The sequence below is a fragment of the Algoriphagus resistens genome (genome assembly GCF_001442615.1).
Classification (GTDB): Bacteria; Bacteroidota; Bacteroidia; order Cytophagales; family Cyclobacteriaceae; genus Algoriphagus; species Algoriphagus resistens.
In genome coordinates, this window is record NZ_LMXN01000002.1 from 479,794 (window position 1) to 492,397 (window position 12,604).

Consider the following 12,604-nt stretch of genomic DNA (forward strand, 5'->3'; position numbering starts at 1 on the left):
ACTGACTGAATAAGCCACTTTAGTTAGTGTTGCCCAGCCCCAAACCTATGAAACAACTATTTCTCATTGCTTCGGTACTGCTCATTTTTTCTGTAGCCTGCAGGCAAAAACAAGAATTTGCTGATACCTTATTAGTAAATGAAAATGTCTCAGCTAGAATTGACTCTACCCTCTCGGGCTTTGTGGAAAGCGGAAATATTGCCGGTGTTTCAGCTTTGATTTACGAAAAAGACCAAGAGGTATACTACAACGCATTCGGCTATGCAGACAGGAAAAATCAGGTAAGAATGGATAGAAATACGATTGTCCAGATCTATTCCATGACCAAGCCAATCACCGGCGTTGCCTTGATGACCCTTTACGAAGAAGGAAAATTTCAACTAGATGATCCGCTGGCTAAGTACGCTCCTGAGTTTGCAGGCATGAAAGTCTATGATGGTGTAGATGAAAATGGAAACATCAAGCTTGTGGATGCAGAAAGGCCTGTCACTATCCGGGACATAACACGACATACTGCAGGATTTCCAAATCGGGAAGATATTCCGGGGCTGAGTGAGATCTTGGCAGAAAAAGATCCTAGAAGTTTTGAGATAGATCTGAATGAAATGGCCAAAAGAATCGGGGAAATCCCACTCTGGTTTCAGCCTGGAACACAGTGGGAATATGGCCAGTCCGTGGACGTACAAGCTTTTTTGGTAGAAAGAATTGCGAAGATCCCTTATAAGGAATATGTACGGGAACAGGTACTGGATCCTCTAAAAATGGACGATACCCGGTACTTCGTTCCTGAATCTAACAGATCAAGAATGTCTGCGTCCTATCGAAGAACAGGCGAAGGGCAGTTGGAACAAATCCCGAACGAAGAAGCCCATGATTTTAATAACAATGATTATCCGCTTACCCCTGGGGGTTTTGGACTAACTTCTACATTGGATGATTACATGGCTTTTGCCAGAATGTTGGTTCAGAAAGGCGAATTTGAAGGAACCCGCATTTTGAAACCTGAAACAGTAGAATTAATGGCTACCAATCATCTTCCTGATTCGGTGACGGAAAGATCCTGGCTTCCAAGCAAAGGAAACGTTGGATTTGGGATTGATTTTGCTGTTCGTGTAGCTCCTCCTGCCAGTGCTGAAGAGATGAATGGGGTAGTCGGTGAATTCTTTTGGGATGGAGCTGCCAGCACGCTTTTCTGGGTCGATCCCGTAAATGAAATTACTGCAGTACTCTTTGTTCAGCTTTTTCCATACGATCAGATTAAGCTTCACAAAAAGTTTAAGGATGCTGTTTACGGCAAGTACCAGCCAGCAGAAACCAACTAGATTTCCATTAACTTTGTCCCATTGAGAACCAATTTCAGAAGAATTGCTGTTCTGAACACATTGTAACCTAATGGACCTTGAATCCATTACTTATTACAGCACATGAAGACAAGACCAAGAGTAGTCGTCGGCCTCTCCGGAGGGGTTGATAGTTCCGTAGCCGCTCATTTACTTATTGAGCAAGGCTACGAAGTCATCGGGATGTTTATGAAAAACTGGCACGATGAATCCGTCACGATTTCCAATGAGTGTCCGTGGATGGAAGATTCCACTGATGCGATGCTTGTAGCAGAGAAATTGGGAATTCCCTTTCAGGCGATAGATCTCAGTGAGGAATACAGGGAAAGAATCGTGGATTACATGTTTGCCGAATACAAGGCAGGCAGGACACCCAATCCGGATATTCTTTGCAACAGAGAAATTAAATTTGATATTTTTCTGAAAGCTGCAGAAAAGCTTAAAGCTGATTTTGTAGCTACGGGTCATTATTGCCAAAAGGGCGAGATTATGGGTACTGATGGAACAATAGCCTATCAGTTGCTGGCTGGGGCTGATCCGAACAAAGATCAAAGCTACTTCCTCTGCCAGTTGAACCAAAGTCAGTTAAGTAAGGCCCTCTTTCCCATTGGTCATATGCAAAAGCCTGATGTGCGGAAAAAAGCGAAGGAAATGGATCTGATTACTGCCGATAAAAAAGACAGTCAAGGCTTATGCTTTATTGGAAAAGTGAGACTTCCAGACTTCCTTCAGCAACAGCTAAAGCCTAAAAAAGGAAAAATCATCCAGATTCCTGAAGAGCTTCCAATCTACCAAGCCTATCAAATACCGGCAGGGATAGCTCCGCAGGAATATGATCAGGAAACACTGGATGCGATTTCTTTACCGCTACATTATTCCCAGGATCAGGGAAAAGTGTTGGGCGAGCATAATGGGGCACATTATTTTACAGTAGGTCAACGGAAAGGGCTGCAGGTCGGAGGTACAGGCAAACCCTTATTTGTGATTTCCACAGACACACGGGAGAATGTAATATATACCGGCTTGGGAGAAACTCATCCGGGATTACTTCGGGACGGGCTTTTTGTCACAACCGGGGACATTCATTGGATTCGCGAAGACTTAAAACTCAGCATTGGTGAAAGTGCAAGATACGAAGCCCGCATCCGTTATCGTCAGCCCCTAAGTGGAGCTACGCTGATCCAAAAAGAAAATGGCCTCTACGTCATCTTTGATCAGCCCCAAAAAGGAGTGGCTTCCGGCCAATTTGTAGCCTGGTACGATGGCGAGGAATGCATTGGTTCTGGGGCAATTTATTAATTATATAAAAGAGGCTGTTATAAACAATTTTGACAGCCTCTTTTTATTTTTAAACCGATCTGGCAATTAATTATTTCGCTTAGTATAAACTTCCATGTAAGCGTCAAGATACTTTTTGTCATTCGCATCACTATCACCGTATTTCTCACGAAGTGCTTTCAACCGTTCATGCATAGTAGCCCGGACATCTGAATATCGGGGATCATCATAGATATTGTGCATTTCCGCAGGGTCCGTTTTCAAATCATACATTTCCCACTCATCTATGTCATAATAGAAGTGCATCAGCTTGTAACGTTCAGTAGCAACCCCATAATGCCTTTTGACCATATGTACTGAAGGATATTCATAATAGGTATAGTAAACGGCGTCCCTCCATTCGTCACTTTCTCCACTGACCAACTTTCTAAATGATTCCCCCTGCATCTCTTTGGGAACATCCACTCCTGCATAATCCAGAAAAGTAGGCGCAAAATCTAAGTTCTGAACCAATTTATCGATAGTAACCCCAGGCTTGATTTCTTTCGGATAACGTATCAGCAATGGTGTTCTGAAGGACTGTTCGTACATAAATCGCTTGTCGAACCAGCCATGCTCGCCTAGGTAAAAGCCTTGATCTGAGGTGTAAACCACTATCGTGTTTTCTGCCAGCCCATTTGCTTCCAGGTAATCCAGTACCTCTCCGACCCCATCATCTACAGATCTGATGGTCCTCAGGTAATCCTTGATATATCTGTTGAATTTCCAATGTGCTATTTCCCTTTTCTTTTCAACACTGAAAGTTGATTCGTCACCTTGACCAAACGCTTTTTTGAACGCTTCATTTTTCGGATCGTATGCAGCATTCCACTGCGCCAGTTGCTCAGGGGTAAAACGTCTTAATTCTTTATCAAAGCCAGTGCTATCTCCATGAGGATCTATTACCATTTTAAAATCATGTCCCCATCCAGCTTCTCCATCGATCTCCATCTCCTGTGTGCGCGCTGCAGTCCCTCTGCCGGCATAACCGGTTTCCTGGTCAAAGAAACTGGCCGGGGGAGTGAAATCTTTGTCATCATATAATGTCAGATATTCAGGAGCAGGTTTCCAGTTTCTATGTGGGGCCTTCTGATGGTACATGAGAACAAAAGGCTTGTCTTTATCACGTCCTTGATCAAGCCATTTCAGCGCCTCATCAGTAGTAATATCTGTCACATATCCTTCAAACCTTTTCTTTTCCCCGTTTACCAGAAAGTCAGGATTATAGTAATTCCCCTGTCCCGGCAAAACCATGGAATAATCAAAACCGGTAGGTAAGCCATCCAGGTGGATTTTACCGATCAAAGCAGTCTGGTACCCATTTGCCTGCAAAAGCTTAGGGAAATTATCCTGTTCCCAATCAAATGGCTGCACATTATCAACTTTTCCATTGATGAAACTATGTTTGCCTGTCAATAAAACTGCGCGGCTTGGAGCACAGATAGAATTGGTAACTGTGGCACGGGTGAAAATTGCTCCTTCTTGGGCAATCCTGTCAATGTTTGGTGTTTCATTTAGGCCATGTCCATAGGCACTGATTGCCTGGTAAGCATGGTCATCAGCCATGATAAACAGAATATTAGGAGGTCTTTCATCCTTCTTTTCCATCACTTTGCTTTCACATGCACCAATCAAAAAAGCAATTGAAGCGGTAAAAATAGATAGGCTGAGTTTAGATAGATTCATTTCCATAAAGGTTTAATTGTTGGTTATTTTTCCCGGCTCACGTCGGTTTTTGCCTGGATAATTTGTAAGGTCATCACCTAGATCATCCCGAACCTGATCTGCCAGATTCATCAATTCACTGACTATATCAGGATTCTCCTTATGCACATCATACCGCTCTCCAGGATCTCTTCTCAAATCATATAAGGCCAGCTCGGTTTTTACTTGTCTGGTCTTACCATCAACTCCATCCACACCTGGTGAAGAGCCAACGTATGTTCTATGTTCATGGGGAAAAACCAACTTCCAGTTATCTCTTCTTACAGCCTCCAACGCATTCTTTTGATAATAATAATTAAAGGTTTTCCTTGGATTAGCATTCTCTTCATTTCGAAGCAAGGCTAAAATACTCACACCATCTATTTTCCTTTCGGGTAAGGGGATATTGAGTATTTCTGCAAAAGTGGGTAGAAAATCCAACGTAGATGCTAGTTTACTATTCACGCTTCCGGCCGGTATTTGATTTGGCCACCGCATAATACAAGGTACCCGTTGTCCTCCTTCAAAGCTGGTTCCTTTGCCTTCTCTCAGTCCTGCTGAAGAACCCGAATGATTACCAAAGTTCAACCATGGACCGTTGTCAGAAGTAAAGATCACAAGCGTATTTTCTGTTAATCCATTATGCTCCAGAGCCTTCATTATCTCCCCGACTGACCAATCTATTTCCATCACTACATCCCCATACATCCCTTGCTTACTTTTGCCTTTGAATTTATTGGAAACGGCCAACGGAACGTGAGGCATGGAATGAGGTACTACCAAAAGAAAAGGGTCAGCTTTATTCTCTGAAATAAACCTGACAGCTTCTTCAGTATATCGCGTGGTAAGCTCAGCCTGATCATCCAGATCTTCGATATAACTGTAAATAGTGTCTCCGGCCATCAGGGGTAACTCAGGATAACCGGCCTTTCTTGCATGAGTTTCCTCTGTTGCCAACTTCATGTCATAGGTCCACTTCCACATATCATTGGAATATGGCAATCCAACAAATTCATCAAAGCCTTGCTGCAGGGGCAAAAAAGGCTGTAAGTGGCCGAGATGCCATTTGCCAAAAAGGGCAGTTTTATAATTTCCGGCCCTCTTTACCAATTCTGCAATAGTTTCCTCCTCAGGATTTAAACCTATAGTGGCATGTGGATTTAGTGCGCCGCTTAATCCTAATCGGTTAGGATACGTCCCGGTGAGAATTCCTGCCCTTGAAGCACTACATACCGCCTGTGCCACTTCAAAGTTGGTAAATCGCATGCCCTCTGCAGCCAACCTGTCCAGATTCGGTGTAGTATAATCCAATGATCCATAGCTTGCCAAATCACCGTACCCTAAATCGTCGGCATAAATCAGTACGATATTGGGTTTCTCTTTCTTCTGGGCTTTACAGATGGTTACTGTATGGACAGTCCATAATACACCAAGTACGATAAGTTTGTAATAGAATTTCATAAGTAAAAGGGAAATGAATTAGGGAAGGGCACTTTCTCCCATTCCTAATTTTTGAATACCATTTAATTAATAACCATCATTCTGGGAAAGCTCCGGGTTCAGGTCAATTTCACGTTGGGGAATTGGCATCAAGACCATATAATCTTTTATATTTTGAGCTATTTCCACTTTATTACTTTCGGCTACACCAGCTTCATAGGCAGCATGCTCTTTCATCCGTTGGATAAATCTTCCTGTTCGGACAAGGTCAAACCATCTATGCCCTTCCATAGCCAATTCTTTGTGCCGCTCTTGGTAGATTAGTTCACGCAATTCATCAACCCCCATCCCTGTTACATTATGGGAAGTAGAATTATAAGCCCGCTCCATAATCCTATTTAGCTGCATAGCGGCAGGCTCTGCTTGTCCAACCTCGTTTAATGCTTCCGCATACATCAAAATAGCATCTGCGTATCTGATCACGTGCATATTTGCATCACTGTTATTAGGGTTGGACTCATTCTCTTCCCAGTATTTCGTATAAATAGGAATAGTAGAGGTATGAACCGACCCGTCTATCAAACTCACGAAATCAGTTCTGAATGTCCCGTCCTTTCTTTCGTCATCATCCGTGTATCTATCATACAAGTCCCGTGTTGGAATATCGGCCTCATTGGAGTTAACCAAACCCAGAACCGCAAATCCACCGGGTAAAGAATATTTCGGGCCTTGAAGTACCATAGCTCCATTTCCGTTTCCCGGAGGATCCATAAATTCAATGCTGAATACCATTTCCTTACCGTTCTCAGTTGCAGGGTTCCAGTTGTCACTGAAATTTTCATGAAGACCATAACCATACTCTCCTTCATTGTTAATCACCTCTGCTAATTTTTCTACTGATTTGGCATATTCATGCATAGTCAGATACACTTTACCGAGTAAAATCTTCGCTGCGCCCTTACTTGCTCTTCCTGTATTATTTTCATTATAAGTTGCCGGAAGACTACCTTCAGCATCAGTTAAATCTTTAATAATCTGCTGGTAAACCTCTGCAACCGGAGTTCTTGGTCCCAGTGCATCTTCTACTGATTCCAATTTGAGAATCATAGGGACATCTCCATAAAAGCGAACTAAATTAAAATAATAAAGGGCTCTGAGAAACTTGGCCTCACCTACCAGTCGCGCTCTTACCTGCTCGTCCATCTCAATTCCAGGAATATTTATAATAGCTGTATTTGCTCTGGCTATGCCGGAATAGCATTGAAGCCACATTTCCCTTGTAAATTGATTTTCAGAGGTATGTCGTAAAAATTCCAGATTTTGCAGATATTGGTTCGGCATCCCAAGGCCATTTTTTTCAGTGTCCGCAGGAAGTTCATTTAATATGAACATGTTTCGCTCATATAAGGCGTACAATTTCTCATACACCGCCGCCACTGCTGCTTCAGCATCAGATTGGCTACTATAGAAATTAGTAATTACGAATCTGTCATCCGGCGATTCTTTTAAAAATTCATCCATACAGGATGTCAGACTAAGAATTACTGCTACGGGTAGTATATATTTTATATTTTTCATAATCTGTCTGTTCTTTATTGAATATTCAATTTGGCACCAACCATAAATGTTCTGGACTGCGGGTAGCCCCCGAAGTCTTCACCCAACTGAAGGTTAGTGGCTCCACGATAACTCACTTCTGGATCATAGCCTGTATAGTCCGTAAATGTGAACAGGTTCTGTCCTGTAACATATAACTTAAGCCCGCTCAGAACTTTTGATTCCATTTGCGGGAAAGTGTATCCAAATGTCAGTGTCTTGATTTTCACATAGGAACCATCCTGTATGAATACATCGCTGAAAACAGCAGATCTGTTGGTGGTTGCTTTTGGATAAATTTCACTGGGATTGGTAGGGGTCCATCTATCAGTCAGTTTTGTGTACACATTCTGGCCACCAGTAGGGAGTAAAAGTTCCATTTCATTATAGTTGAAAATATCACCACCATAGGAAAACTGGGTAAACACATTTACTTCAAATCCCTTATAGGAAAAGGTATTGGTAAACCCTCCGAAGAAATCAGGATTGGGATCCCCTACGATCGTTCTATCATAGGTGGCATTTACCAGTCCGTCCGGAACGCCATTGGGCCCGCTTATATCCATGTATCGTCTGCCGCCTACCCAATTGGTTGGACCTACCGGTCCTGCTGCTAATTCTTCCGTATTTTGGATAATCCCATCAGACACATATCCGTAGAACAGACCAATAGGTTGACCTACTATCAGCCTATGTACTGACCCTGTTTTCAGATGTCCATCATCTGCTCCCACATCCTTGTAATCCTCGCCTCCCAGCTCGATCACTTTATTTCTATTGAATGAGATATTAAAAGAAGAAGTCCACTGGAAGTTACTGTTTGCAATCACATCGGCCTCCATCATCAGTTCCACTCCTTGGTTTTGAACGCTTCCGAGGTTCTGAAGTGATGAGGCAAATCCTGACACATAAGGAACAGCAACGTCATAAATCAAGTCAGTAGTTTTCTTGAAATAGTAATCTGTAGTGAAGCGCAGCCTCTCTTCAAAAAACCCGAAGTCCAGACCAAAATCAAACTGGGACGTTTTTTCCCATTGCAGATTTGGGTTAGGGATAGCGTTTGGAAAGAAACCGGTCACAAGGGACCTGCCAATGGAATAAGTGGTATTGGATAAGGTAGGAAGGGAATTATATAATCCTATTTCCTGATTACCGGTAATCCCGTAGCTTACTCTGGCTTTTAGATTGGAGAATGCGCCCATATTTTTAATGAATTCCTCCTCGGACGCTCTCCATGCTAATGCCCCTGACGGAAAAAAAGCATATTTGTTATTTTCACCAAATCTAGATGAGCCATCTATTCTACCGTTTAAAGACAATAGATACTTTTCTTTCAGATTGTAATTGATCCTTCCCAGATAAGAAACCAGACTCCATTCTGTTTTAGAAGAAGATGGCTGGTTGTAGGTAGATCCTGAGCCTAAGGAATTTTCTTCCAATACATCATTTACAAAATCCTGTGAGGAAGCACCGAGGCTTTCATAAAAATTCTTCTGAAAGGTGATGCCGCCAAGTACTGAAACAGAATGATCTTCATTTATTATTTTATTCCAGTTTAATGTATTTTCATTAAGCCAGTTTGTGGTATATCCCCCGTTTACCCTGGCTACTGCTATACCATTCGACTCAAAAATAGAAGAAGGGATAAAGGTGTCAAATTTGGTATTTACCAGATCAGTGCCAAATGATACTTTGCCTGTCAGATTTGGGATGAATTCCCATTCTCCATATACATTTCCCAGAACCCGGAGCATTTTACTTTCTCTTACCTGTTCCTTCGCAGAGGCCACAGGATTAGGATAAATTAGTCCAGGGCTGTTTACCTGAATATATTCACCTAATGCCTCATCACTGTAAACAGGTAAAACAGGATTGAATTTCATGGCTCCAGTCACCACTCCTCCTGTTCCACCGGCATCCGTTGGAACTGCGTTTGAATTGGTCTGGCTCACATTTAAATTCGTACCTACTTTAAACTTAGTATTAATATTCCTTGAAATGTTGACCCTTCCGGAATATCTCTTGAAACCTGAATTGATGATTACCCCTTCTTGGTTGAAGTAATTACCAGAAAGTGCATAATTAGTCTTTTTATCGCCGCCCGAAAATGACAACTGGTAATTTTGAATCGGTGCCGATCTGAAAAGCTCTTCCTGCCAATCAGTACCTTTTGGATTAGCCTGGAGTTCAGACATCTTATTGCTGTCGTAAACAGGACTCAAACCATCATTGGTATACGCTTCATTTACCAAAGTTGCATAATCAAAGGCGTTCATCACATCGATTTTCTTCACAACACGCTGAACTCCATAATAGGCATCAAAAGAAATCTGATCTCTTCCCTCTTTACCGCTTTTTGTAGTAATCAACACCACTCCATTAGCCGCTCTGGCACCATAGATAGCTGTAGCAGATGCATCTTTTAGGACCTCAATAGACTCTATATCAGCTGGATTAATCGTTGACAAACCACTCATCTGGGCATTTCCTCCTGTTTCCCCATAGCCTGATCCACTGTAAACCGGAAAACCGTCGATCACATAAAGCGGCTCATTTCCGCCTTGCAGTGAACTGGACCCACGGATTCTGATGGAAGCCACCGCACCGGGCATTCCTGAGGTTTGGGTTACCATGACTCCAGATGCACGGCCTACTAACCCCTGGTCGATGGAAGTAATAGGTGTTTGCTGAATTTCGTCAGTCTTTACCGATGAAACTGCCCCTGTCAGATCGCTTTTCTTAACGGCACCATACCCGATTACAACCACTTCATTTAAAGAAGATAAATTGTCCGTAAGGACTATGTTGATCTCAGTCTGGTTTCCCACTGCTACTTCTTGAGAGTCAAAACCGATGAAAGAAAATACCAGTACAGGGTTTTCGATTTCATCAGGAATTACAATTTGATAGGAACCATCCAGATCTGAAGAGACACCTATATTGGTGCCTTTTACCAAAATGGTTGCTCCCGGGAGGCTTTCGCCATTTGCTTCTGTGACTTTCCCCGTGATTCTTTTCTCCAAAAATTCAGAATTCACCTTCAGGTATTCTACTCCTGCGGTATACGTTTCCAGGGATCTGTTTTTGGAAAAAATGACAATATACTTATCACGCAGTTCTTTAAAATCTGCACCTAAAGGAAGAAGTAATTCCTTCAGTCCTTCTTCCATATCTCCCTCAAGGGATGGGAATTCCACCATTTTGTCATCCAGAAGATCTGTTCTATATAGAAATGAAATTCCATAATGACTGCTGAATTTTCTCATTGCAGACTTGAAAGTCATTGACTCCCTTTTATCTCTGCCCTGCTCTTCGGATCTATTTTCTTGGTTGTAGGATAGAAGTGACTGCCCAAGGGCATCCTCACCATTTCCTAGTACCACTAATCCTAACAGCAAGATTATTGCGTAATAGTATTTTCTCATAAGTAGGTTATTTTAGTTAGTATTATTAATTGGGTTACTTAGTTACTTGTTGTGCTGAATTACTGATTATAACTACCTCATTTTCAATATCTATATCAAGTTTCGTCGCCAGACTAAGAGCAGATATCAAGACATGTATCTCATCAGATGGCACCTTACCTTCCAATGGAATCTTCTTGTCCTCCATATTTTTGAATACTACTTTTTTGCCATATACCGTGGTAATTATTTGTGCTAATTCACCTAATGTCTTATTATCCAAAAGGATATATTTATCCTTCCATGAGGTATATTCCTCGGTAAGGACGACCATTTGTAGGATTCGTTTTTTGCTCTCATCATAGCCTACAAAATCACCTGGAACCATTTGAAGAGGAATTTCAAGGTTTGGGATATTCACTTGCACACTTCCTTCTTCCAATACAACAGTTTCAACCGATTCACGGTCAGCCACATTAAATCTTGTCCCTAAAACTTCAATATTCAGGTTGGTTGTCACTACTTGGAATTTGACTTTTTCTCCGTTCACTTTTTTCTTCTCTACCTCAAAAAACGCCTCTCCCTCCAGCCTCACTTTTCGAGTGTTGAATAGATTCCAACTTAAAGGGGAATAACTAATTACAGAGTTTCCATTTAGCGTAACTGTGGTTCCGTCTGGCAATTTCACAGTGGAGATCTGTCCATAAGATGTCTCAAAGCTGTTTTCTTTTAAGAACAGGAAACTTCCCATTGCCATCAATAATACAATGGAAGCAGCAGCATACCACACCCACTTTGTCTCCTTACGCGGAAGTGGAATGGCTGTGCTAGTACAAGAACCTTCCTGAAGCTCGCTAAAAAGTCTATGCTTCTCTTTACTGATCAGCTCTTCTGGCAATTTCCGCCTGGAAAATTTTATTGAATGCCAGATTCCGGTATTTTCTGGTTTATCCCCAAAAATGGTTTTTGATTTTTTCATAGTATAAATGACAAAATACCCGGCTTAAGAAGCCATTGATAAGTCCGTTTATACAAGAGAGCTACTTATTGGAAATAGATACTCATAAAAAATGAAATATTTTCTCAGCCTCCTTAGCTCAGAACATTAAAAGCAATAAAGAAATCTTCAAAATGCCAATAATCAACGGGTTATTTCTGATAGCCTCATAAGCTCTTTGGAGATTATTAAGTACAGACTGGTAATTGATTCCTTGTACCATACTGATTTCCTCTACCGAAAGCTTCTCATAATAGCGCAGATACATAGATTCTTTCTGTTTGGAAGGCAATTGATCAATGACATTTCGAATAGTTATTGCCCGGACTTCGTCTATCTCTTTCTCAATCAAAAAATCCTCATGGGAATATTGAAATGGTATAGCAGACAGTTCATTTTCAGCAAAAAAATTTTTGACTAAATCCATTTTTGAAGTCTTGACAGATTTAAATAACCTGTTGCGGGAAGCAACCAACAAATAGGCTTTCAGCGATTTGATATCTCCAATAGATTCCCTGGAATTCCATAGATCAATAAACATATCATGGATCGCGTTTTGGACGAGGTCTTCATGGGACGAGAATTTCAATAAATAAAAATAGATATCCTGATAAAACTTATCATAGATCACAGACAAGGCTTGCCTATCACTATTTTTAAGTCCAAATATCAATTCACTTTCTATTTTCATTTTTATCCTTTCCTCTTTTTTAGGAAATTTTCATCTCAATCTCCGACAATTGAGGAACATTCCCATGAAAACCAGTGAAATCCATAGGAAAACAACCAATATTGATCTTTGTGTT

Annotated in this window: 8 protein-coding genes; 2 read left to right on the plus strand and 6 right to left on the minus strand. The window is 41.5% G+C overall.

The genetic code is table 11. From position 1 onward, the window contains the following. Positions 1–47 precede the first annotated feature (47 nt). Positions 48–1,322 (plus strand): serine hydrolase domain-containing protein, encoded by a 1,275-nt coding sequence (locus AS141_RS05310; RefSeq protein ID WP_057936583.1) that lies wholly within the window; start codon positions 48–50, stop codon positions 1,320–1,322. Between the two features lie 102 nt (positions 1,323–1,424). Further along, on the plus strand, positions 1,425–2,639 hold the full coding sequence (gene mnmA, locus AS141_RS05315; protein WP_057936584.1) for a tRNA 2-thiouridine(34) synthase MnmA: 1,215 nt from the start codon (positions 1,425–1,427) through the stop codon (positions 2,637–2,639). A gap of 66 nt (positions 2,640–2,705) precedes the next feature. Here mnmA and AS141_RS05320 read toward each other — a convergent pair whose 3' ends face one another. The 6 genes from AS141_RS05320 to AS141_RS05345 form a co-directional block, all read right to left on the minus strand. After that, positions 2,706–4,343 (minus strand): sulfatase family protein, encoded by a 1,638-nt coding sequence (locus AS141_RS05320; RefSeq protein WP_057936768.1) that lies wholly within the window; start codon positions 4,341–4,343, stop codon positions 2,706–2,708. Positions 4,344–4,355: 12 nt separating this feature from the next. Beyond that, the gene (locus AS141_RS05325) at positions 4,356–5,822 is read right to left on the minus strand and encodes a sulfatase family protein (protein ID WP_057936585.1); all 1,467 of its coding nucleotides are present in this window, start codon (positions 5,820–5,822) and stop codon (positions 4,356–4,358) included. A gap of 66 nt (positions 5,823–5,888) precedes the next feature. After that, positions 5,889–7,379, minus strand: coding sequence for a RagB/SusD family nutrient uptake outer membrane protein (locus tag AS141_RS05330; RefSeq protein ID WP_057936586.1), 1,491 nt, complete (start codon positions 7,377–7,379; stop codon positions 5,889–5,891). Positions 7,380–7,393: 14 nt separating this feature from the next. After that, positions 7,394–10,822, minus strand: coding sequence for a SusC/RagA family TonB-linked outer membrane protein (locus AS141_RS05335; RefSeq protein WP_057936587.1), 3,429 nt, complete (start codon positions 10,820–10,822; stop codon positions 7,394–7,396). A gap of 34 nt (positions 10,823–10,856) precedes the next feature. Continuing rightward, positions 10,857–11,780, minus strand: a complete 924-nt coding sequence (locus tag AS141_RS05340; RefSeq protein WP_232424825.1) for a FecR family protein — start codon at positions 11,778–11,780, stop codon at positions 10,857–10,859. Between the two features lie 118 nt (positions 11,781–11,898). Further along, positions 11,899–12,489, minus strand: a complete 591-nt coding sequence (locus tag AS141_RS05345; RefSeq protein ID WP_057936588.1) for an RNA polymerase sigma factor — start codon at positions 12,487–12,489, stop codon at positions 11,899–11,901. Between the last annotated feature and the right edge of the window lie 115 nt (positions 12,490–12,604).

Coding starts and splice junctions, on each gene's coding strand:
- AS141_RS05335 (WP_057936587.1), bottom strand. CDS start 10,822: ATGAGAAAATACTATTACGCAATAATCTTGCTGTTAGGATTAGTGGTA.
- mnmA (WP_057936584.1), top strand. CDS start 1,425: ATGAAGACAAGACCAAGAGTAGTCGTCGGCCTCTCCGGAGGGGTTGAT.
- AS141_RS05345 (WP_057936588.1), bottom strand. CDS start 12,489: ATGAAAATAGAAAGTGAATTGATATTTGGACTTAAAAATAGTGATAGG.
- AS141_RS05340 (WP_232424825.1), bottom strand. CDS start 11,780: ATGAAAAAATCAAAAACCATTTTTGGGGATAAACCAGAAAATACCGGA.
- AS141_RS05325 (WP_057936585.1), bottom strand. CDS start 5,822: ATGAAATTCTATTACAAACTTATCGTACTTGGTGTATTATGGACTGTC.
- AS141_RS05320 (WP_057936768.1), bottom strand. CDS start 4,343: ATGAATCTATCTAAACTCAGCCTATCTATTTTTACCGCTTCAATTGCT.
- AS141_RS05310 (WP_057936583.1), top strand. CDS start 48: ATGAAACAACTATTTCTCATTGCTTCGGTACTGCTCATTTTTTCTGTA.
- AS141_RS05330 (WP_057936586.1), bottom strand. CDS start 7,379: ATGAAAAATATAAAATATATACTACCCGTAGCAGTAATTCTTAGTCTG.